Source organism: Variovorax boronicumulans (assembly GCF_009811375.1).
Taxonomy (GTDB): Bacteria; Pseudomonadota; Gammaproteobacteria; order Burkholderiales; family Burkholderiaceae_C; genus Variovorax; species Variovorax boronicumulans.
On sequence record NZ_BKDH01000001.1, the window covers coordinates 2,528,631 to 2,549,104 of the forward strand.

Sequence of the window (20,474 nt, forward strand, 5' to 3'; positions counted from 1 at the left end):
GGCAGGCATTCTCGTGAATCAGGCGACGGGCACGGACCGGCCGCGCCGCCATTGCACCAGTGCACCGATGGCCAGCAGCAAGGCGGCGCCGAATGTGGCGAGCAGGCGCGGCAGCACGGCGGACGGCGGCGGGGGCGATGGGGTGTCGGTGATGGGCTTCAGTTGGAGGCCGGTCACGGGTTGCGCTAGGTCCGGTGCGGCGGGCGATTCCGGCGCAGACTGCGTCGCTTCGATGGGCGCGATGGAAGGTGCGGCGACAACGACCGGCGCTGGGGCAGTGACAGGCGACGGCGCCAACGCAGCCTGCGCAAACCGCTGCACCGCCTCGTTGCGCTCTCGCAGCCCCGTGGTGCGCACCGCCTCCGTGTAGGCCTGCGCCAGTTCGCGCCGCGTCGCGGCATCGGGCTTCCAGTAGTTCAGCCGCACGGCGTCGAGCATGCGTTCCAGCGTCTGCGCGAAGGCGGCGCGGTTCTCACGCTCCAGCCACTGCCGCGTGCCGAGCTTGTAGGTGTCGCGCACATAGACCTCGTGCAGCGACTGCCAGTGGTCCGCGCGCACCGCGGCGGGCGCGGTCGCCTGCCAGCCCCAGAGGAACTGCGCGGTCTTGAGCACCTGCAGCGCGCCGCTATAGCCCTCGGCCTTCTGCGCCTCGATCCATTGCGGGTGCAGGTAGCGCGTCTGCATCTCGCGGGCGATGGCGCCGGCGGCGGTGTCGGTGCGCACGGCCGCGCCGTCGCGCAGGTTCTGCACGTACAGCGCCGGGTCCTTGCCCGTGAGATGGCGCACGGCCAGCGCAATGCCGCCCAGGTACTGGAACGGATCGTCGTTGGTCAGCACGCCGTAGAGGTTGGAGGTGCGCGCCATCAGCGCCGCATCGACCTGCGCGAGGTTGCCCGCGAAGGCGCCCGGGCGCGTCGCGCCGTCGAGGCCGCGCCCGTAGGCGTGGCCCATGCGGTCCATGTAGAGCCCGGCCATCTGCGCGTCGCCGCCGCCGCGCTGCTGGCCCTTCCAGAGTTCGGTGGCGAGCACCGCTTCCTCGAGCCCGGCGCCGTAGCTGCCCTGCTCGTTCGAGAACACGCGCGCGGTCGACCAGCGCCGCGCCTCGGCCGCCGTCGCGCCCCCGGCGCGCAGCGTGCGCGCCATCGCCTCGCTGTGCTGCGCGACGGCGTTGCCGGGCTCGTCGAGCCCGGCCACCTGCTGCACGGCCTCGTCGAGCCAGCGCATCACGTGCGGGAACTGGTCGCGGTACGAGCCGGTGACGCTGATCAGCACGTCCATGCGCGGTCGTTTCAGCACCGCGGCCGGCACGACCTCGATGCCGACCATGCGCCCGGCCTCGTCCCAGCGCGGCTTCACGCCGAGTGCGTGAAAGGCCTGGCTCTCGGTCACGCCCTGATGGCGCGAGGCCTCGCCGGCCCAGAGCGTGAAGGCGATCTTCTGCGGCGGACGGCCGCCGTGGGTGCGGGCGTGCGCGGCGATCCAGTCGTCCATCGCGGCGACGCCGGTGTCCCAGGCGGCGCGCGTGGGCACGCGGCTGGGGTCGAAGCCGTAGAGGTTGCGCCCGGTCGGCAGGCTGTCGGGGTCGCGCACCGGGTCGCCACCGTAGCGCGATTTCAGGTAGCGGCCGTCGAGCGCGGTGAGCAGGCCTTCGATTTCCTCGTTGTGGGCCAGTACCGCGTCGAGCGCACGGGCTCGTGCGGCCAGGGTGCGCAGAGGTTCAGAGTCGGCCGTGTCGTTGCCCGCCAGCACAGTTTCGAGCCAGCGCGCCGGCTTCGAGGCCGCGATGCCCTCCGCATCGGTGAGGAACATCTCGTCCAGGTCTTCGCCCATCGCCTGCGCCACGGGCTTGCCGAGGATCTGCAGGATCGTCTGGCGCCGCCGCTGCGCATCGGGCGCCTCGCCGAAGGTGGCCAGGCCCAGCGGCTGCGCGGTCTGCGCGAGTTCGTCGAGGTACGGATGCAGCACGGCGATGAAGCCGGCGAAATCGGTGCGGATGCGCGCGGGCGTCCATTGCAGGTCGCGGTCGTAGTGCTGCGCGACGAAGTCGGCGGTGAGGCGCCGCTCCAGCGCGGTCTTCACCGCACCGGGCGACAGCGTTTCCCAATCGTGCAGGCGCTCGTGCATGTCCCGCACGCCGGGTCGGAAGCCTGCGGGCGTGAACATGGGCGTCGAATGGCTCACCATGGTCGCGCGGCCGCGGCGCTTGGCGGTGGTCGCCTCGCCGAGGTTGTCCATGATGTACGGATAGACGTTGGGCACGTCGCCCAGCGCGAGCAGCGGATCGTCCTGCACCGAGAGCCCGCGCTCCTTGCCCGCCGACCATTCGACCGTGCCATGCGTGCCCACGTGCACCAGCGCATCGGCGCCGAAGCGGCTGCGCAGCCAGAGGTAGGTGGCGAGGTAGCCGTGGCTCAGCGGCACCGCCGCGCGGTGGTACACCTGCTGCGCCTTGTCGGCCACCTGCGTGCCGGGCTCGAAGCGCGGCGGCTGGCGCAGCACCACCACCTGGCCGAACTGCACGCGCGGCACCACGAAGGCTGGCACACCGGCCACGGGCCGCAGCATCGTCGAGGCCTCGGGCGGGCCCCAGTAGGCTTCGATGCGGCGTTGCGTGTCGGCGGGCAACGCGCGAAACCAGGCGAGGTACTGCGACAGCGGCAGCGTGTCGGCCAGGCCCTGGTCGAGCAGCGGCTGCAGCGCATCGCCGCCCTGCGCGGTCGGGTAGTAGGCCTTCATCGTGGCCTGCACCTGCGCGATCACCTTGTCCGCGCCCGGCGCCTCGGTGCGGTAGCCGGCCGCCTGCATCGCGGAGAGCATCCGGTCGACGCTGCGCGGCACGTTGAGGAACGACGCACCGAAGTTCGCCTCGCCCGACGGGTAGTTGTAGACCAGCATCGCCACGCGGCGCTCGGCGGCCGGCGTGCGCCGCAAGCGCAGCAGCGCGGCGGCCTTGTCGGCCACGGCGTCGATCTGCGCGGGCAGCGGCTGCAGGCTGCCGGTAGCGGCGTCGCGCGCGGTGACGAGCATCGGGTCGGTCATGCCTGCGAGTTCGCTCGGGCTGTAGTAGGCCGCGATGTCGGTCTGCGCCAGGCCGTCCTTGCTGCGCGCCCATTGCGCCGCGTCCATCGCCAGCGAGGGCAGCGTCTGCAGCACGGGCACGCCGATGCGTTCGAGTTCGGCCTTGCGCTCGTTGGGGCTGAACACCAGCGCGGCGTTGACGAGGAGGTCCGCCACACGACGCTCGCGCTCGCCCTCGCCGGCGTGCGTCATGCGGAAGAACAGATCCTTCTGCTGGCGTGGGCCGTAGAAGGCATAGGCGCGCAGGCCGCGTTGCGCAAGCGTGCCGATCAGCCGGTCGAGCCAGGCGGTGTCGTCGCTGGTGAGCGTGGCACTGTTGACGGCGATGGCGACGGTGCCTTGCCCGCTCGGCAGTGCCTCGACCGCAGCGATGCTGCTTTCGACGCGCGGCCAGTCGGGGTGATAGAAGCCCGCGAGCGGCAGCGGCACGGGGTCGGGCAGCCCGGCGGCATCGCCGACGCGTGCCATCGCCTGCACCGAGGCCTTCAGGTTCGCTTCGCCTGGAAAGCGCCAATAGGCGCGCAGGCGCTGCGCCCAAGCCGCATCGACGCCGCGCTCGGCCGCGAGCGGTGGCACCTCGGGCGGTTTCTGGCCTTTTGCCACGAGCGCGAACTCACCGATCTGCACGTAAGGGACGGAGGTTCGCGCAATGACATCGCCGAAGCGCGCCGCCGCCGACTGGGCGACGCTGAGGTGCGGCGCATCGACGACCAGCAGGCGCGCGCCGTCGACCGCGGTAGCCAGCGCCTCGGGCGTATCCTGCGCAGCCGACACCACCTGCAGCGGCACGCCGGCCTCGCGCGCCGCCGTCTGCAGCCGCACCACGCGCGCAGGCGACACCAGCGCCGTGCTCAGCACCACGACACGCGACCCGGCCGCCACCGCAGGCTGCGCCATCAGGCACAGGAGCCCCAGCCAGAAGACGAAAAGCCGCGTCACTTCCCGCCCGGCGCCGGCACCGCGTCCGCCGGCACGTAGATCATCGTGCCGTCCTTCAGGCGCCAGGCGGTGCCGGCCTTTTCGCCGTCGCTCTGCCCCGTTGCGCCGCTGGCCTTGAAGCGCGTGACCTTCCGGCCTTCGCGCGTGATGATCTCCATGTCGGGCTGGCCCTCGTGGCGGATGACCGTCACCTTGTCCTGCGAGAACGGGTTCACCGGGTTGTTGATGACCGCGATCATCAGCATGCCGATGACGACCATGAAGACGTCGATCAGGTTGATGGTCGAGAGCACCGGGTCGTCGTCGTCGCTGTCCAGGCTGCTCAAAATCGAGAACTGGCGTCGGCTCATGACAGCCGGTCCCGCGCGTCGAGCAGCATCACCAGCTCGCGCATGAGCCAGCGGCGGCGCACGGTGTAGACCACGAAGGTGATCGAGGCCGAGGCCAGCGCCACGATCACGGCCGCGAACGCGGGCGCCAGGCTCTGCGCCACGCCCTGCGATTCGCCCGAGGCCACGGCCACGAGCGCCGGGCCCATGGGGATCATGGTGGCGATCAGCCCCAGCATCGGCGCCACGCGGCTGCACAGGCGCACGCCTTCGAGCTGCTTGAGCACGACCAGCTCCATCTGCTCCTGGCTGGCCTGCGCGTGGCGCTGCAGCACCAGCGCGCGCGACGGGTCGCGCCGGCGCTGCCACCACTCGATGCCGAAGGCGCCGAGGCAGTACACCGCATAGACGAAGGACAGCAGCACGCCGAGCGTCACGGGCCAGAGGAACAGCCGCGCGAGCTCGAAGAGAACGGTGTCGAAGGCCAGCATCAGGTGGGCTCCACGCAAGAAGATGAAGTGGAAGAAGGATCGAACAGGTCCGACGGCCGGCCCCAGCTTTCGTCGAATACCAGCGAGGCCAGCGGCGCGCGCTTCGCCCAGCGTTCGCGCTGCAGCATCGGCTCTTCGTAGAACGCATGCACCGGGCCCAGGCACAGCAAGGCGATCGGCTCCGCGCCGTCGGGCAGGCCGAGCAGCACGCCCAGCTCGGCGGGTTCGAACAACGACACCCAGCCCATGCCCAGCCCCTCGGCGCGTGCCGCGAGCCAGAGGTTCTGGATGGCGCAGGAGGCGGAGGCCAAGTCCATCTGCGGCAGGGTACGGCGCCCGAACACATGCGCCTCGCGGCCGTCGGCCAGCGTCACCACCAGCAGCTCGGCCGCGTCGAGCACGCCTTGCACCTTGAGGCGCATGAACTCGTCTTCGCGCTGGCCGAGCGCGCGGGCGGTGAGCACGCGTTCGCGCTCGACCACCTCGTGCAGCTGCCGGCGCAGCCCTTCGCCGCGCACGCGGATGAAGCGCCACGGCTGCATGAAGCCGACGCTGGGCGCATGGTGCGCGGCGTCGAGCAGGCGGCGCAGCACCTCGGGTGCCACCTCACCGCCCGCAAAGTGGCGCATGTCGCGCCGCTCGTGGATGGCGCGGTACACCGCCTTCGCCTCGTCGGCCGCGAACGCATGCGCCACCATCGGGTTCAGTCCTCGATGCCGCGCTGCGCCGGGATGCCGGCCTTGAACGCGTGCTTGACCATCTGCATCTCGGTGACGGTGTCGGCCAGCTCGATGATCTCGGGCGGGCAGCGACGGCCGGTGAGCACGACGTGCACGTGCTTCGGGCGCGCGCGCAGGGTCTCGAGCACGCCGTCGAGCGGCAGCCAGCCGTAGATCAGCGGGTAGGTGATTTCGTCGAGCACCACGAGGAAGAAGTCACCCGACAGGATGGCGGCCTTGGCCTTTTCCCAACCGTCGCGCGCCAGCTGGCCCGAGCGTTCGAGGTCCTGGCTCTTCCAGCTGAAGCCGTCGCCGAGGCCTTCGATGGGAATGCCGATCTGCTCGAACATGCGGTGCTCGCCGAAGCGCGCCGACGGCACCTTCATGAACTGGTAGATCTTCACGGCCTTGCCGCGGCCGTGTGCGCGCAGGGCGAGGCCGAAGGCTGCCGTGCTCTTGCCCTTGCCGTCGCCGGTGTTGACGATGACGATGCCGCGGCGTTCGCCTTCGGGCTTTTCGTAGGGCTTTTCGCTGGGAGGGGTTTCTATTTGCATGAAGGGTTCCGTTCTTGGGTGTTCTTGTGGTTCAGGGCGTGTGCACAGGCCACCGGGTACTTCCCTCCGCGAATGTCCCCCGGGCTTCGCCCTCCTCCTTGATTTCGCTGCGGGAAGCACCCAGTGTCCTGCGCACGATGAGCGCTGTCGTGGTGCGGGCGGATCAACGACCGCGCTGATCGCTCACGTCGATGGGGTGCCTTGCGCAGCGAAATCAAGGAGGAGGCCGCAGGCCGGGGGACATTCGCGGAGCAAGGTGCCCCGTCGGCGGGAGCGCGCCCTGAATGACTCGATGCGCGAGGCTTCATAGCGGCAATGCGATCCATTGATCTGCCACGCGATGCACTCGAATCCGGTGGTCGAACACCTGTTCGAGCGCAGCATGCGTCGCAGGATCGGCGCAAGCACCGTGGTGCACCACCCGCCCCCGGTTCATCACCACCAATTCGTCCGCGGCCAGTGCCATCGGCAGTTCGTGCAGCACGCTGACCACGGTGCGGCCTTGGGCCACCAGTGCGCGCGCCGTCTGCATCCAGTCGGCCTGATGCGGCGGATCGAGGTTGGCCAGCGGCTCGTCCATCAGCAGCAGCTCGGCCTCGACCGCCAGCGCACGCGCCAGCAGCACGCGTTGGCGTTCGCCGCCCGACAGCTGCCCCAGCGGACGGTCGCGCCAGTCCCAGGCCTGGGTGCTGCGCAGTGCGCGCTCCACAGCATCCCGATCAGCTTCGCTGGGTGCCGCGAGCCATCGCTGGTGCGGCAGGCGACCCAACATGGCGACGTCGTAGACCATCAGGTCGTCCGCACTGCCCTCGCCCGTGCCGCTCTGGCCCAGCCACGACAGGCGCCGTGCGCGCACGCGGGCCGGCACGGCCGCCTGCGCCTCGCCGAAGAGCCGCACCTCACCGCGATGTGCGAGCAAGCCGGCCAACGCTTTCAACAACGTCGACTTGCCGGCGCCGTTCGGCCCGACGATGCTGGTCCAGCGGCCGGCCGCGAGCGACAGGTCGATGCCGTGCAGCACCTCGACCGACCCGAGCGTGGCGCTGAGGCTGCGCGCTTCGAGTGCGGCGGATGAGGTGCGACTCATATGCCGCCTCCCTTCGCGCCGCGCCGGTGCATCAGCCACAGCAGGTAGCTGCCGCCAAGCACCGCGGTGAGCACGCCCACCGGCAGTTCCTGCGGCGCAATCAGCCAGCGCGCCAGCAGGTCGGCCGCCATCAGCAGCAGCCCGCCCATCAGCGCCGACAGCACGATCAACCGCGCATGCGTGGTCTTGACCACCGAGCGCACCAGGTGCGGCGCGGCCAGGCCGACGAAAGCAATGAGGCCGGTCTGCGCGACGGCGGCGCCGGTCGCCAGCGCCAGCACCGCCACCAGCGCGGCGCGCATGGCGCCCAGCGGCAGGCCCAGGCTGCGCGCCGTGGCCTCGCCCAGCGCGAGCCCGTCGAGCACCGGCGCGAGCGCCCAGGCCAGCAGCAGGCAGACCGCGCCGACCGCCGCCATCACGGCGCAGGCGGCCCAGCCGACCAGCCCGGTGCTGCCGAGCACGAAGCCCTGCAGCGCCTGAAGAATGTCGGCCGAGGCGATGGTGATGAGGTCCTTGGCGGCGCCCAGCACCACGCCGACGATCACGCCCGCCAGCAACAGCCGCAGGGTCTGCTGCACGCCGCGCGCCAGCGTGAGCGTGAGCAGCACCGCGGCCACCGCGCCGACGAAGGCCGCGCCGGTGAGCCCCAGGCGCATCACCCATTGCGTGCTGGTGACGGAGCCGCCGAACAGCATCAGCGCCAGCGCCACGGCGAGCGACGCGCCCGAGGCGCTGCCCAGCAGGTACGGATCGGCCAGCGGATTACGAAAGAGCCCCTGCGCCACCGCGCCCGCAAGCCCGAGCAGCGCGCCCGCCAGCCACGCGCCGAGGGTGCGCGGCAGGCGGATGTCCCAGACGATCTGCAGCGCCACCGGGTCGTGCCGCGCGGACAGCAGGCTCTGGAAACCGGTGCTGCCGATGCCCAGGCCGAAAAGCAGCAGCGCCACGCCCAGCACCAGCAGGCCGGCACCGAGCAGCAGCACGCGACGCAGGTGCGCGGAATGCATGCCGCTCACCGCCCCTTGTCCGCCAGGCACTGCGCCATCAGCCGCGCGGCCTCGTCCATGCGCGGGCCGGGGCGCACGACCACGTCGGTCTGCTCGGCGTCGAAGCGGCACACGCGGCCTTCGCGCACCGCGCGGATGCCGCCCCAGCCGGGTCGCTGCTCCAGCCCCATCGCGCTGCGCACGCTGACCATGATGAGGTCGGGGTTCGCACGCACGACGAACTCGGGGTTGAGCTTGGGAAAGGGGCCGAGCGACGCCGGCACGATGTTCTTCACGCCCAGGCGCGCGAGCGTCTCGCCGATGAAAGACGAATCGCCCGCCGCATAGGGGCCGGTGTTGACCTCGAAGTACACGCGCAGGCCCTTGGCGCTGGCGGGCAGCGACTGGGCCGCAGCCGACACCGCCGCATCGATGGCGCGCCACACGGCGGGCGCCTCGTGCGTGCCGAGCACCTGGTCGAGCGCGCTGAGCACGCGGCGCACGTCGGCGTGGCTCCTGGGTTCGAGCACGATCACCTTCAGGCCCAGTGTCTCGAGCCGCTGCGTGACGCGCGACGATTTGGCGAGCAGCACCACGTCGGGCTTGAGCGCGACGATGGCTTCGACGTTCGGATCGATCCCGCCGCCGAGCTGCGGCAGCGCGCGCACCTGCGCGGGCGAGTTGGAATAGCGGTCGACACCGATCAGGCGGTCGCAGGCGCCGAGTGCGCAGACGCCTTCGGTCAGCGACGGCAGCAGCGAGACGATGCGCTGCGGCGGTTGCGCCAGCTGCACGGTGACGCCCCGCTCATCGACCACATCGACGGCCTGCGCCGCCTGCGCGCCCACCACCAGGGCGAGCCCGAGCAACGACGCGCGCAGCCAGGTCTTCATGCGATCGAAGCTCATGCGCCGGGCGCCTTCAGCGTCAGCGGCAGGCCGGCGACCATCAGCGTCGCGCGGTGGCAGGCGGCCGCCACGTCCTGGTTCAGCCGGCCGAGCACGTCGACGAAGGCGCGGGTCTCGCGGCCCAGCGGGATCACGCCCAGGCCGATCTCGTTGCCGACCAGCACCACCGGCCCGCGCGCCTCGCGCAGCGCGATGAGCAGCAGCGTGGCGTGCGCCGAGGGCGTGCGTGTGACCACGGCGGCGCCTTCGGTGCGCAGCGGCATCAGCAGGTTGGTGAGCCACAGCGTGAGGCAGTCGACCACCACGAGCGTGTCGGGCGCGCTCTGCGTGACGATGGCGCGCCCCAGCTCGATCGGCTCCTCGATTGTCTGCAGGCCGGGCACGCGCTCGGCGCGGTCGGCCTGGTGGCGCGCGATGCGCTCGCGCATCTCGTCGTCGTGGGCTTGCGCGGTGGCGATCAGCACCGCGCGGCGCGATGCAGGCCCGGACGCCAGCCAGTCGGCCGCGCGCTGTTCGGCGCGGCGCGACTTGCCGCTTTTCTGGCCGCCGAGGATGAATTCGTGCTCAGTGAGGGGCATCGGGGAGCGCCTGTGCGGCGTGGCTGTCGAGTTCGAGGGGCATGGCGCTGAAGAGCCGCGCGGTCGCTTCCGGGCTGGACGCGAACCACGCATGGAAGTAGCTCGCGCGCACGGGGCCGTGCACGTACAGCGCCTCGCCGCCGCGCGTGCCGACGGTGCGCGCGGCGGGCGCGAGCGGCGTCTCGCAGCGCGAGTAGTGGAAGGTGTGGCCGCGCAAGGCATGCGCGCCCAGGTCGAGCTGCTGCGGGCCCAGGCCGGCCAGCCGCTTCTGCATGACGGCCCGCCCCGGCAGCACGCCCCAGAGGCGGTGCACGTCGGTCGGCTCGGCGTCGTCGCGCGTGGCGAGTTCGTCGAACAGCGCCATCATGCCGCCGCATTCGGCCCAGATCGGCTTGCCGGCCGTGACGTGGTTGGCGAGCGAGAGCCGCAGCCGGTCGCTGGCCGACAGCACGGCCGCGTGCAGTTCGGGGTAGCCGCCGGGCAGCCAGGCGGCGTCGCAGGGCGGCAGCGGCTCGTCGGCCAGCGGCGAGAAGAACGCAAGCCGCGCGCCGAGGGCTTCGAGCACCTCGAGGTTGGCCGGGTAGATGAACGAGAACGCCGTGTCGCGCGCGATGGCGATGGTGCGTCCGGCCAGCAGCGGCGCGATGGGCGCGGCCGGCACGGGCTCGAAGCGCACCTGCGGCAGCTGCCCGGGCGCGCGCTGCCCCAGCGGCGTGGCGGCAAGCACGTCGGCCGCGGCATCAAGCCGCACCATCGCATCGCCGAGTTCGGCGGCGCCGACCAGCCCCAGGTGGCGTTCGGGCAGCGCGAACTCGGCGCTGCGCGGCAAGGCGCCGAGCCAGTCGCCGGGCTCGCGCAAGGCGTCCTTCAGCATGTCGGCATGGCGCTCGCCGGCCACGCGGTTGGCGAGCACGCCGGCCCAGGGCAGGCCCGGGCGGAAGTTCTGCAGGCCGTAGGCCAGCGCGCCGAAGGTGCCGGTCATGGCCTGCGCGTCGATCACGGCCAGCACCGGCAGGCCCAGGCGCTCGGCCAGCTCGGCCGCGCTGGGCGTGCCGTCGAACAGCCCCATCACGCCTTCGACGATCACCAGGTCGGCCTCGCTCGCGGCGGCATGCAGGCGCGCGCGGCAGTCGGCCTCGCCGGTCATCCACAGGTCGAGCGAATGCACCGGCGCGCCGGTGGCCAGCGCGAGCCAGTGGGGATCGAGGAAGTCGGGCCCGCACTTGAAGGCCCGCACGCGGCGGCCCTGGCGCACGTGCAGCCGCGCGAGCGCGGCCGCGACCGTGGTCTTGCCCTGCCCCGAGGCCGGCGCGGCCACGAGCACCGCGGCGCAGGTGACGGCTGCGCCGGGCGAGGAGCGGCGGGTGTTTACTGCGGAGTCCACTTGAGTCCGACGTACGCGGTGCGGCCCCCGGTGGCGTAGAGCCGTGCGAACTGGTAGTCCTTGTCGCCCACATTGTCCACGCGCGCCACCAGGTTCAGGTCGCGCGTGATCTGCGTGCTGGCCGACAGGTTCAGCAGCGTGTAGCCGCCGAGCTTGACGGTGTTGGCCGCGTCGTCGTAGCGCTTGCCCGAGCTCTGGAGCTCGGCGCCCAGCGTCCAGCCGGCGATGCGCCAGTCGGCGCCCAGCGTGCCGTGGGCCCGTGCGCGGCGTGCCAGCAGGTGGTCGGTGGCGAGGTCGCGCGGGTCCTGGTAGTCGAGCGAGGCGCGCAGCGTGACGTCGCCGATGCGGTGGCCGCCCGTGAGCGTCACGCCCTGGTAGCGTGCGCGCGCCGTGCTGGCGTAGCAGCCGAACGACGACTGGCAACCCTTGGCGCTGCCGTCGAACACGATCAGGTTCTGCACGCGGTTGCGGTACAGCACGATGCCGGCCTGCGTGGCGCCGGCCGTGTACTGCAGGCCCAGCTCGACGTTGCGGCTCGATTCGGGCTGCAGGCTCGCCAGGCCGTACTCGCTGAAGCGCTGGTAGAGCGTGGGCGCGCGGAACGCGGTGCCGGCCGACACCGTGGCGCGCAGGCTCGGCGTGATCGCGTAGCCGTAGGCGGCGCTGCCGGTGGTCTTGCCGCCGAACTCGCTGTCGTCGTCGTGGCGCACATGCAGCTGCAGCGAATGCGGGCCCTTCACGTAGCCGTAGCCCAGCGCGGCGGCGTTCTGCGAGCGGTCGCGCGAGAACAGCTTGGCCGAGGTGGTCGGCGCGTTCTCGAGCGCGTCTTCGCGGCGCTCGAGCGTGGCGGTCACCAGGTGGGCGCCGAAACGGAATTCGTTCTGGAACAGGTAGCCGCGCAGGCGGGTTTCGGTGCGATAGAACGAGGGCTGGGTCTTGTAGACGGTCTGCGAATCGGTCACCTGCAGGCGGGTGCTGTAGATGTCGTTCCACTTGGCCGACCAGGTCAGGCCGGCGGTGCGCAGCTCGTTGGTCGACACGTCGTTGCGGAAGGTGATCGGCGGCTTGGTGCGAAAGCTCACCGACGGGTCGTAGGCCGCCTCGGTGTTGCTGGTGAGCAAGGTGGCGTCGATGCGCTGGTCGGGCGTGATCTGGAAGCCCAGCTTCAGGTTGCCCGAAGTGCTGCGGTAGCCGTCGCGGTCGGGGTTGGTGAAGCCGTCCTTCGAGGGCGTGCGCTTGGCGATCGGCTGGATGTTGAAGCCCTTGCTTTCCTCATGCGCCACGCCGAACGAGTAGTCGAGCAGGCCCGACTTGCCGCTCACGCCGCCTTCGATCTTGCGCAGGCCGTGGCTGCCGAAGCCGATGACGGCGTAGGGCGACACGCCCTCCTCGCCGCGCTTGGTGAAGAGCTGGATCACGCCGCCCACGGCGTCCGAGCCGTACACGGCGGCGGCCGGGCCGCGCAGCACTTCGATGCGGTCGATCTGCGCGAGCGGAATGCCCTCCCAGCCGGCGCCGCCGGTCGATTGCGAATCGATGCGCACGCCATCGAGGTAGACCGCGGTGAAGCGCGATTCGGCGCCGCGGATGAACACGCTGGTGGCGTTGCCCACGCCGCCGCTGCGCGAGATCTCCATGCCCGGCAGGCGCGCCAGCACGTCGGCCACGCCGGTCGCGCCGCTGCGCTCGATGGTCTTGCGGTCGATGATGGAGACATCGCCCACCAGGTCCGACAGCGCCTGCGGCGTGCGGTTGGCGGTGACGACGGTTTCGTCGAGCGTGGCAGATGCTGCTGCAACTTGCGCCTGCGCGGCCAGCGGCACCAGGGCCAGGCCGCCGAAGGCCGAGGCCAGGGCGAGCGTCAGCGGCAGGCACGCGGGACGGTTGCGGCGCACGCTGGCGCGGCCGCTGGAGAGGGAAACACAGGAAATCATGGGGTGAACCGAACGAACTTCTATGCCCTGGCCGGCTTCCCCGCCGGCGCCATGGGCGTCATGGCTGCCGATGCGGCAGCCGCCTTGTTGGCCGGTATCCGGGCTGGCAGATCGACCCTTTGCCGCCTTCCCAGGCACCTGTTTCAGGGCGCCCAGTGGCTGGATGGAAAGGGGTGACGCGTTGCGGCGTCGTCTGCTTGACCGTTGCGGGGGCAGCGCAGGCGGCTTCGGCCCCGGGGGGCGTCCACTCCTGCTTCCCGTTGAACTGCGCCGTGCGAACCACGCCGCGAGCACCAACGGGCGAGATTTTAGGCCCACGGGGCGCCCACGGGGCGCGCACACCACACCGGGTTTGATCGCGGGCGGCGCAGGCCCCAGAATCTCGGCCACCTCCGGTGCGCGCCCCGCGCGGTGCGCCGGATGTTCCGAATTCCCGGGAAACTACAATCGCCAACCATGCCCGCCTCCAGCCCCATCGACCAGATCGCCGAGCGTGTGGAACGCCTGCTCGTGCGTCACGAAGAGGTGCAGCGCACCAACGCGCTGCTGCAGGAACAGGTCGATGCGCTCACGCGTGAACGCGACGGCCTGAAGTCGCGGCTCGCCGCGGCCCGCACCCGCCTCGATGCCCTGCTCGAACGGCTGCCGGCCGAACCCCCTTCCGAAGATTCCCATCACGCATGAAGCAGATTGAAGTACAGATCATGGGCCAGAGCTATTTGCTCGGCTGTCCCGACGGCGGCGAAGCGCAACTGCGCGAAGCCGTCGACCGCGTGGACGCGGCCATGTGCAAGATCCGCGACGCGGGCAAGGTGAAGGCACGCGACCGCATCGCCGTGCTCGCCTCGCTGAACCTGGCTTTCGATCTCGCGGCCCAGCAGGCTGCTGCTGCCGCCGCACCAGCCCCCGTCGCTGCCAGCACCACGGAAGAAACCGCCGCCGACACCGACCCGAAGGCCGCCCAGCTCATTCAGAGACTCGATCAGGCCCTGGCGGGCGATGGACATTTGCTCTGAGGGCACGCGGCCCGGCACATCCGGGGCGTAAAATCCGTTTTGTCTGCAGACGTGTCGGGCTTAATATTTCCTTGTTCCAATGCTCTCCGGAGCCGGGCTTGGTACATCGCTTGACGGGCGTGATCATCTCGCGTCAGATGAACCCGAAGTCCTGCTGCCCTCGCCCACCTGAACCCTGGTTCAGGATGCGGGTCCGGCACACCATCTGCAGACACCTTTTCCCGCCACGGCCCCCTGCTTCACCGCACGGGGCCGTTGCTTTTTCAGCCGCTCGTTCTTTCCCCATCCTCCCGTGAACCTCGCTGCCCTGCTCGACCCGCTCCTGATCGCCGAACTCGCCGCGCTCGGCCTGGGCACCGGTTTCCTCGCCGGCCTGCTGGGCATCGGCGGCGGCATGCTGATGGTGCCGTTCATCACGATCATCATGGGCCAGCGCGGTGTGCCGGCCGACCTGGCGGTGAAGATGGCGATCGCCACCTCGATGGCGACGATCATCTTCACGTCGGTGTCCAGCGTGCGCGCGCACCACAAGCGCGGCGCGGTGCGCTGGGACATCGTGCAGCGCCTGGCCCCCGGCATCGTCATCGGCAGCCTCGCGGGCAGCCTGGGCGTGTTCGCACTGCTCAAGGGCACGGCGCTGGCCATCTTCTTCGCGCTGTTCGTGGGCTTCTCGGCCACGCAGATGTTCCTCGACAAGAAGCCCAAGCCCACGCGCCAGATGCCCGGCACCGGCGGCCAGCTCGCGGCGGGCGGCACCATCGGCTTCATCTCGGGCCTGGTGGGCGCGGGCGGCGGCTTCATCAGCGTGCCGTTCATGACCTGGTGCAACGTGGCGATCCACAACGCGGTGGCGACCAGTGCGGCGCTGGGCTTTCCGATCGCCGTAGCCAACGTGCTCGGCTATGTGCTCAGCGGCCAGTCGGTGCAGGGCCTGCCGGCCGGCGCCTTCGGCTACATCTGGCTGCCCGCGCTCGTGGTGATCGCGGCCTGCAGCGTGTTCACCGCGCCGCTGGGCGCCAGGGCCGCGCACAGCCTGCCGGTGAAGAAGCTCAAGCGCGTGTTCGCGAGCATCCTGTACCTGCTGGCCGCCTACATGCTCTGGAAGGGCCTGCGGGGCTGAGGCATATCAAACACCCCGTGGCTTTCCTGTGCCATCCTATGCGGCACTTGTTCACAGTCGTAGAAGGAAAGCCATGAAAATCCTCATTGCAGTCGACGGCAGCGCCTACACGCAAAAGGCCCTCAATTACCTGCTCGCCAACCGCGCCATGTTCGTGGACGGCCATGAGCTGGTGGTGGTCAATGTCTGCACCGGCATCTCCGGCCACGTGGCGCGCCACCTGAGCAAGGAAATCGTCACCGAGTACTACGCCGAGGAAAACGCCAAGGTGCTCGACCCGGTGAAGGCCTGGTTCGCCGAGAAAGGCGTGGCCAACTTCACTGCCGATGCGCGCCACGGCCACGCGGCCGAGGAAATCCTCAAGTCGGCCACCGAATCGAAGGCCGAGCTGATCGTGCTGGGCACGCACGGCCACGGCATCCTGGGCCGCGCGCTGATGGGTTCGGTCGCGACCAAGGTCGTGGCCGAGACCGACATCTCGGTGTTGCTGGTCCAGTAAGCAGCCCCAGTCACCCCGGCGACGGCCGATGCGCCGTGGCCGCGGTCATTGCGGCGAGCGCTGCTGCCGCCATTCGCGCGGCGAACATCCGAAGCGCTCGCGAAACGCGCGGCTGAAATGCGCCGCGTCGTTGAACCCCCTCCCGTACGCGATCTCCCCCACGGGCCGCCCCGCCAGGCGCGGCTCCAGCAGGTCGCGGCTGCACGCGTCGAGCCGGCGCTCCCAGATGTACTGCGAGGGCGTCAGCGGCTCGCTCTTGAACACGCGGTGGATGTGGCTCACCGACATGCCCAGCTGCGCCGCCAGCGTGCCCACCGACAGCGTCGGATCGGCCAGCTGCTCGTCGATGCGCTGCTTCACGCGCGCGAGGTGGTACGCCGTGAGCTTGCTGAGCGCCGGTGCGTGCGCGGCGGGCAGCGTCTGCAGGCCGGCCACGAGGATGTTCTGCACGCCATGGGCCACCGCCAGCGCCGAGGCCGGCTGCAGCGCGTCGAAGTCCTCGCGCAGCGTGCGGATCATGCCCAGCAGCAGGTGCCCCGCGCCCTCGCGCCCTGACACCGTGGTGGCCGTGAGCGCTTCGGTGTCGCGCAGTTCGCTGCGCAGCCGCTCGCCGGGCAGCTTGAGCACGATCTGCTCGAAGGGCTGGTCGAACAGCAGCTGGTAAGGCCGCGTGCTGTCGTACAGCGCGAAGTCGCCGGCGCCGAGCACGGCGTCGCGCCCGTCCTGGCGCACCACGCCCCGCCCGCGCGCCTGGATGCTCACGAGAAAGCAGTCGTCGCTCGATGCCGCGATGTGGCCCGGCGTGCGCATCACCTTCTGCGCCCGCGAGGTCACGACCGACATGCCGAGGCCGGGCAGCGCGTGCTGGCGGATGCTGCCCTCGAAATCGCCGCCCTCGCCGGTGCGCACCGCGTCGCATTCGAGCTGCACGTAGACGTTGCAGATCATGTCGGTCCAGTACGCGAGCCGCTGGTCGCGCGGGACGGCATCGGTGCTGAGCAAGGGGGTCATCGGGGTCCTCGGAAGGCCTTCGCAAGGCACATGCAACGCTGGAACAAGAACGCCGCCAATCCGGGTCAAGGCGTTCCGGCGGCGCGAATTTACGCTTCATGCAACCCGCATGCCACCGCGCAAACCCGGTGCGCACAGTGGGGATTTCGTTACGTTCATTGCCCCCTGGAGAACACCCCATGCCGACCACCGTCCACCCCCAGCTCCGCGTCGCCGCCGTGCAGGCCGCGCCTGTTTTCCTCGACCTCGACGCCACCATCGACAAGACCATCGACCTGATGGCGCAGGCCGCGAAACAGGGCGTGCAGCTCATCGCCTTTCCCGAGACCTGGGTCCCGGGCTACCCGTGGTGGGTCTGGCTCGATTCGCCGGCCTGGGGCATGCAGTTCGTGCAGCGCTACCACGACAACTCGCTGCTCATCGGCTCGCCCGAGTTCGAACGCCTGCAGGCGGCGGCGCGCCAGCACAAGATCTGGCTCTCGCTCGGCTACAGCGAGAAAGCGGCAGGCAGCCTGTACATCGCGCAGGCGCTGATCGACGACCAGGGCCGCACCGTGCAGACGCGCCGCAAGCTCAAGCCCACGCACGTGGAACGCACCGTGTTCGGCGAAGGCGATGGCGCCGACCTGCACGTGGTCCAGACGCCGCTGGGCAACATCGGCTCGCTGTGCTGCTGGGAGCACCTGCAGCCTCTGAGCAAGTACGCGATGTATGCGCAGAACGAGCAGATCCACTGCGGCGCGTGGCCGAGCTTTTCGCTCTACCGCGGCGCGGCCTACGCGCTGGGCTATGAGGTCAACAACGCCGCGAGCCAGGTGTATGCGGTCGAGGGCGGCTGCTTCGTCATCGCGCCCTGCGCCACGGTGTCGAAGGCGATGAGCGAGCTGATGTGCACCGACGACGGCAAGCGGCAGATGCTGGGCGTCGGCGGCGGGCATGCGCGCATCTACGGCCCGGACGGTTCGCCACTGGGCACGCCGCTGGCCGAAGACGCCGAAGGCCTGGTGGTCGCCGACATCGACCTCGGCATGATCGCGCTCGCCAAGGCGGCGGCCGATCCGAGCGGTCACTATTCGCGGCCCGACGTCACGCAGTTGCTGCTGAACAAGACGCGGCGCACGCCCGTGGTGGTGCAGCTCACGCCGGAGCCTGAGGGCAGCGTGCCCGAGCCGGTCGTGGCCTGAGCCGACCACGGAGCCGCACCATGGAATCGGCCATCCCCGAGCACCTGCGCTGCCCGCGCACCCGCGAGCGCCGCGTGGCAGACGATCACACGCCACCCTACCCCGGCTGGTCGGCGCGCGCGCCCGTGACGACGACCCAGGTCGTGATGGGCTATTTCGGTGTGCAGTCGCGCGGCCCGGCGATGCAGGGTCGGGCCTGCGCCGCGCTCCTGAAGATCGCCCGCGACTTCGCCCTGCCCGACGGCCCCGGTCACTACGACCTGGCCCACTGCGTCGACGCCGACGGGTACGACAACCTGATCGCGATCGCCTACTGGCGCGATGCAGCGGCGTTCGCGCGCTGGTGTGCCACGCCCGCCGTCGAGGCCTGGTGGAACGCCGACGAGCGCTTGCATGAAGGCCTCGGCTACTTCCGCGAAATCGCATCCCCGCGTGCTGCGCACTTCGAGACCCTGTTCAGCACGCCCGACCGCCTCGAGGGCATCGGCGTGGTGATGGGCGGTGTGAGCGGCGAACTGCAGGAGCACGGCTACTGGGGGTCGATGCGCGATCGACTCCCGCTCGCGCAGGCCGACGCGCTCGCGCCTTCGGGCACGCGCGCGGTGATCGCCGGCACGCCTGCGTCAGGCCAGCGCGTGCGCATCGCGGGCCACACGCACCTCGCGATGATCCGTTCGGGCCAGGAATGGACCGAGACCACCGGCCAGGAACGCCAGCGCTACCTGGAAGACATGGCCCCGGTGCTACGCCAAGGCATGGACTTCCTGCGCGACCAGGGCCTGCCCATCGGCTGCTACAGCAACCGCTTCATGCACCACCTCGACGCGCACGGTGCACCGCTGCAGAAGTCCTTCGGCCTGAGCTACTGGCGCTCGCTGGCCGACATGGAGCGCTGGGCCGAGTCGCACCCGACACACGTCGCGATCTTCGGCAGCTTCATGCGCTATGTACAGGCGCTGAACTTCGAGCTGCGCCTGCGCCTGTACCACGAGGTGTCGGTGCTGAAGGCCGACGAGCAAAGCTACGAGTACATCAACTGCCACGCGCGCAGCGGGCTGATGAACGGGCTCGCGCCCGCCGCCTGAAGCCCGGGCGCGCGGCGGCGCTCAGGCTGCGAACAGCCCCTTGTGCTCCGCCCGCAGCAGCGCCTTCTGCACCTTGCCCATCGTGTTGCGCGGCAGCTCCGGCACGACGAAGCAGCGCTTCGGGATCTTGAAGTTCGCCAGCTTGGCCTTGAGCTCGGCCACGATGGCGTCGGCGTCGATCGTGGCGCCGCCCTTGGGGATCACGATGGCCACGCCCACCTCGCCGAAGTCGGGGTGCGGCACGCCGATGACGGCGCTTTCGGCCACGCCGGCCATCTCGTTGATGTAGCCCTCGATCTCGGCCGGGTAGACGTTGTAGCCGCCGCTGATGATCAAATCTTTGCTGCGTCCGACGATGGTGATGTAGCCGCGCGCATCGATCTTGCCCACGTCGCCGGTCTTGAAGAAGCCGTCGGCGGTGAACTCTTCCTTCGTCTTCTCGGGCATGCGCCAGTAGCCCGCGAACACGTTGGGGCCCTTCACCTGGATGCCTCCGATCTCGTCGACCGGCAGGTCCTTGCCCTCGTCGTCGCGCACGCGCAGTTGCACACCGGGCAGCGCGAAGCCGACGGTGCCGCCGCGACGCTCGCCCTTGGCGGTGTCGTACGGGTTGGACGTGAGCATGGCGGTCTCGCTCATGCCGTAGCGCTCGAGGATGGTGTGGCCGGTGCGCTCGCGCCATTCGTCAAACGTTTCGATGAGCAGCGGCGCCGAGCCCGCGACGAAGAGGCGCATCGTGCGCACCGCCTCGCGCGTGAGGCCCGGTTCGGCCAGCAGGCGCACATAGAGCGTGGGCACGCCCATGAACACGGTGGCCTCGGGCAGCTTGGCGACGATGCGCTTGGGGTCGAACTTCGAGAACCAGATGATCTTGCTGCCGTTGAGCAGCGCGCCGTGCAGCGCCACGAACAGGCCGTGCACGTGGAAGATCGGCAGCGCGTGGATCAGCACGTCGCCCTTCGTCCAGCCCCAGTAGGTCTTGAGCACTTCGGCGTTCGACAGCAGGTTGCGGTGCGTGAGCATCGCGCCCTTGCTGCGGCCGGTGGTGCCGCTGGTGTACAGGATGGCGGCGAGGTCGTCGGGCTTCTTGAGCGCGACGGCATGCCGGTCGCTGCAGCGCGCCGCCGCGTCGAGCAGCGTGCCGGTGCGGTCGTCGTCCAGCGTGAACACATGGCGCGTGCCGGCCGCCTCGGCGATGGGGCGCACCCAGGCCGCGTTGCGACCGGTGCACACGACCACGGCGGGCTCGGCGTTGCCGATGAAGTACTCGATCTCGGCGCTCTGGTAGGCCGTGTTGAGCGGCAGGAACACGTAGCCCGCGCGCAAGGTCGCGAGGTACAGCAGCATGGCTTCGACCGATTTCTCGACCTGCACGGCGACGCGCGCGCCCTTCTCGAGCTTCAGGCCGTCGAGCAGGTTGGCGATCATCGCGCTGGCGCGGTCGAGGTCGCGCCACGAATAGTGCAGTCCGTTATCGGTCTCGACCGCGATGGCGTCGAGATCGGCAGGAAAGGCGGCGCGCAAGGCGGCGAACAGGTTGGCGTTGGGGGAGGACTTCGTCTTCATCATCTT

19 protein-coding genes and 1 riboswitch are annotated in these 20,474 nt (G+C 70.4%); of the genes, 6 read left to right on the top strand and 13 right to left on the bottom strand.

All coding sequences use genetic code 11. The annotated features are described in order from the left end of the window. Positions 1-18: 18 nt before the first annotated feature. The 11 genes from cobN to VHAB30_RS11630 all read right to left on the bottom strand — a co-directional run bounded on the left by cobN (position 19) and on the right by VHAB30_RS11630 (position 12,987). Positions 19-4,017 carry a cobaltochelatase subunit CobN gene (gene cobN / locus VHAB30_RS11580; protein WP_235926591.1) on the bottom strand — a complete coding sequence of 1,333 codons (3,999 nt, stop codon included), beginning with the start codon at positions 4,015-4,017 and terminating at the stop codon, positions 19-21. Beyond that, on the bottom strand, positions 4,014-4,367 hold the full coding sequence (locus tag VHAB30_RS11585; RefSeq protein ID WP_159277123.1) for a DUF2149 domain-containing protein: 354 nt from the start codon (positions 4,365-4,367) through the stop codon (positions 4,014-4,016). Before VHAB30_RS11585 ends, cobN begins: the two co-directional genes overlap by 4 nt. After that, positions 4,364-4,837 (bottom strand): MotA/TolQ/ExbB proton channel family protein, encoded by a 474-nt coding sequence (locus VHAB30_RS11590; protein ID WP_095745109.1) that lies wholly within the window; start codon positions 4,835-4,837, stop codon positions 4,364-4,366. The genes VHAB30_RS11585 and VHAB30_RS11590 overlap by 4 nt, the downstream gene beginning before the upstream one ends. After that, on the bottom strand, positions 4,837-5,535 hold the full coding sequence (bluB, locus tag VHAB30_RS11595) for a 5,6-dimethylbenzimidazole synthase (RefSeq protein WP_159277124.1): 699 nt from the start codon (positions 5,533-5,535) through the stop codon (positions 4,837-4,839). The genes VHAB30_RS11590 and bluB overlap by 1 nt, the downstream gene beginning before the upstream one ends. Before the next feature lie 5 nt (positions 5,536-5,540). Beyond that, positions 5,541-6,110, bottom strand: coding sequence for a cob(I)yrinic acid a,c-diamide adenosyltransferase (gene cobO, locus VHAB30_RS11600; RefSeq protein WP_056581458.1), 570 nt, complete (start codon positions 6,108-6,110; stop codon positions 5,541-5,543). A gap of 304 nt (positions 6,111-6,414) precedes the next feature. After that, positions 6,415-7,197: an ABC transporter ATP-binding protein gene (locus tag VHAB30_RS11605; RefSeq protein WP_159277125.1), complete on the bottom strand. Its 783-nt coding sequence runs from the start codon at positions 7,195-7,197 to the stop codon at positions 6,415-6,417. After that, positions 7,194-8,204, bottom strand: a complete 1,011-nt coding sequence (locus tag VHAB30_RS11610) for a FecCD family ABC transporter permease (RefSeq protein ID WP_159277126.1) — start codon at positions 8,202-8,204, stop codon at positions 7,194-7,196. Before VHAB30_RS11610 ends, VHAB30_RS11605 begins: the two co-directional genes overlap by 4 nt. A 5-nt stretch (positions 8,205-8,209) precedes the next feature. Beyond that, entirely contained in the window at positions 8,210-9,076 is an 867-nt protein-coding gene (locus tag VHAB30_RS11615) for an ABC transporter substrate-binding protein (protein ID WP_159278335.1), read from the bottom strand. Between the two features lie 11 nt (positions 9,077-9,087). Further along, a complete protein-coding gene (locus tag VHAB30_RS11620; RefSeq protein WP_159277127.1) occupies positions 9,088-9,669 on the bottom strand; it encodes a bifunctional adenosylcobinamide kinase/adenosylcobinamide-phosphate guanylyltransferase in 582 nt (193 codons plus the stop codon). Continuing rightward, positions 9,656-11,053 (bottom strand): cobyrinate a,c-diamide synthase, encoded by a 1,398-nt coding sequence (locus tag VHAB30_RS11625; RefSeq protein ID WP_159277128.1) that lies wholly within the window; start codon positions 11,051-11,053, stop codon positions 9,656-9,658. The genes VHAB30_RS11620 and VHAB30_RS11625 overlap by 14 nt, the downstream gene beginning before the upstream one ends. Next, positions 11,038-12,987 carry a TonB-dependent receptor domain-containing protein gene (locus VHAB30_RS11630; RefSeq protein ID WP_159277129.1) on the bottom strand — a complete coding sequence of 650 codons (1,950 nt, stop codon included), beginning with the start codon at positions 12,985-12,987 and terminating at the stop codon, positions 11,038-11,040. Before VHAB30_RS11630 ends, VHAB30_RS11625 begins: the two co-directional genes overlap by 16 nt. 72 nt (positions 12,988-13,059) lie before the next feature. After that, a riboswitch (cobalamin riboswitch) is annotated at positions 13,060-13,299 on the bottom strand. A 144-nt stretch (positions 13,300-13,443) separates the two neighbouring features. Here VHAB30_RS11630 and VHAB30_RS11635 point away from each other — a divergent pair. The 4 genes from VHAB30_RS11635 (at position 13,444) to VHAB30_RS11650 (ending at position 15,622) form a co-directional block, all read left to right on the top strand. Next, positions 13,444-13,671 carry a hypothetical protein gene (locus VHAB30_RS11635; protein ID WP_056581479.1) on the top strand — a complete coding sequence of 76 codons (228 nt, stop codon included), beginning with the start codon at positions 13,444-13,446 and terminating at the stop codon, positions 13,669-13,671. Beyond that, positions 13,668-14,003, top strand: a complete 336-nt coding sequence (locus VHAB30_RS11640) for a cell division protein ZapA (protein ID WP_159277130.1) — start codon at positions 13,668-13,670, stop codon at positions 14,001-14,003. Before VHAB30_RS11635 ends, VHAB30_RS11640 begins: the two co-directional genes overlap by 4 nt. A 292-nt stretch (positions 14,004-14,295) precedes the next feature. Next, complete coding sequence (locus VHAB30_RS11645) at positions 14,296-15,123, top strand: sulfite exporter TauE/SafE family protein (protein WP_062480530.1); 828 nt, start codon at positions 14,296-14,298, stop codon at positions 15,121-15,123. A 73-nt stretch (positions 15,124-15,196) separates the two neighbouring features. After that, entirely contained in the window at positions 15,197-15,622 is a 426-nt protein-coding gene (locus VHAB30_RS11650; RefSeq protein WP_062480532.1) for a universal stress protein, read from the top strand. A gap of 45 nt (positions 15,623-15,667) precedes the next feature. Here the strand turns inward: VHAB30_RS11650 and VHAB30_RS11655 are convergent, their stop codons facing one another. Continuing rightward, positions 15,668-16,633, bottom strand: a complete 966-nt coding sequence (locus VHAB30_RS11655) for an AraC-like ligand-binding domain-containing protein (RefSeq protein ID WP_159277131.1) — start codon at positions 16,631-16,633, stop codon at positions 15,668-15,670. Positions 16,634-16,812: 179 nt separating this feature from the next. Here VHAB30_RS11655 and VHAB30_RS11660 point away from each other — a divergent pair, with 179 nt between their 5' ends. Together VHAB30_RS11660 and VHAB30_RS11665 are read left to right on the top strand one after the other, a co-directional pair. Beyond that, complete coding sequence (locus VHAB30_RS11660; RefSeq protein ID WP_159277132.1) at positions 16,813-17,817, top strand: carbon-nitrogen hydrolase family protein; 1,005 nt, start codon at positions 16,813-16,815, stop codon at positions 17,815-17,817. A gap of 20 nt (positions 17,818-17,837) precedes the next feature. Further along, positions 17,838-18,902, top strand: a complete 1,065-nt coding sequence (locus VHAB30_RS11665; protein WP_159277133.1) for a phenylacetaldoxime dehydratase family protein — start codon at positions 17,838-17,840, stop codon at positions 18,900-18,902. A gap of 21 nt (positions 18,903-18,923) precedes the next feature. Here the strand turns inward: VHAB30_RS11665 and VHAB30_RS11670 are convergent, their stop codons facing one another. Continuing rightward, a complete protein-coding gene (locus tag VHAB30_RS11670; RefSeq protein ID WP_159277134.1) occupies positions 18,924-20,468 on the bottom strand; it encodes a malonate--CoA ligase in 1,545 nt (514 codons plus the stop codon). Between the last annotated feature and the right edge of the window lie 6 nt (positions 20,469-20,474).

What these genes read in the sequence shown, in the direction of transcription:
- VHAB30_RS11585 (WP_159277123.1), bottom strand. Translation starts at nt 4,367, where the DNA reads ATGAGCCGACGCCAGTTCTCGATTTTGAGCAGCCTGGACAGCGACGAC.
- VHAB30_RS11590 (WP_095745109.1), bottom strand. Translation starts at nt 4,837, where the DNA reads ATGCTGGCCTTCGACACCGTTCTCTTCGAGCTCGCGCGGCTGTTCCTC.
- bluB (WP_159277124.1), bottom strand. Translation starts at nt 5,535, where the DNA reads ATGGTGGCGCATGCGTTCGCGGCCGACGAGGCGAAGGCGGTGTACCGC.
- cobO (WP_056581458.1), bottom strand. Translation starts at nt 6,110, where the DNA reads ATGCAAATAGAAACCCCTCCCAGCGAAAAGCCCTACGAAAAGCCCGAA.
- VHAB30_RS11605 (WP_159277125.1), bottom strand. Translation starts at nt 7,197, where the DNA reads ATGAGTCGCACCTCATCCGCCGCACTCGAAGCGCGCAGCCTCAGCGCC.
- VHAB30_RS11610 (WP_159277126.1), bottom strand. Translation starts at nt 8,204, where the DNA reads ATGCATTCCGCGCACCTGCGTCGCGTGCTGCTGCTCGGTGCCGGCCTG.
- VHAB30_RS11615 (WP_159278335.1), bottom strand. Translation starts at nt 9,076, where the DNA reads ATGAAGACCTGGCTGCGCGCGTCGTTGCTCGGGCTCGCCCTGGTGGTG.
- VHAB30_RS11620 (WP_159277127.1), bottom strand. Translation starts at nt 9,669, where the DNA reads ATGCCCCTCACTGAGCACGAATTCATCCTCGGCGGCCAGAAAAGCGGC.
- VHAB30_RS11630 (WP_159277129.1), bottom strand. Translation starts at nt 12,987, where the DNA reads ATGATTTCCTGTGTTTCCCTCTCCAGCGGCCGCGCCAGCGTGCGCCGC.
- VHAB30_RS11635 (WP_056581479.1), top strand. Translation starts at nt 13,444, where the DNA reads ATGCCCGCCTCCAGCCCCATCGACCAGATCGCCGAGCGTGTGGAACGC.
- VHAB30_RS11640 (WP_159277130.1), top strand. Translation starts at nt 13,668, where the DNA reads ATGAAGCAGATTGAAGTACAGATCATGGGCCAGAGCTATTTGCTCGGC.
- VHAB30_RS11650 (WP_062480532.1), top strand. Translation starts at nt 15,197, where the DNA reads ATGAAAATCCTCATTGCAGTCGACGGCAGCGCCTACACGCAAAAGGCC.
- VHAB30_RS11655 (WP_159277131.1), bottom strand. Translation starts at nt 16,633, where the DNA reads ATGACCCCCTTGCTCAGCACCGATGCCGTCCCGCGCGACCAGCGGCTC.
- VHAB30_RS11660 (WP_159277132.1), top strand. Translation starts at nt 16,813, where the DNA reads ATGCCGACCACCGTCCACCCCCAGCTCCGCGTCGCCGCCGTGCAGGCC.
- VHAB30_RS11665 (WP_159277133.1), top strand. Translation starts at nt 17,838, where the DNA reads ATGGAATCGGCCATCCCCGAGCACCTGCGCTGCCCGCGCACCCGCGAG.
- VHAB30_RS11670 (WP_159277134.1), bottom strand. Translation starts at nt 20,468, where the DNA reads ATGAAGACGAAGTCCTCCCCCAACGCCAACCTGTTCGCCGCCTTGCGC.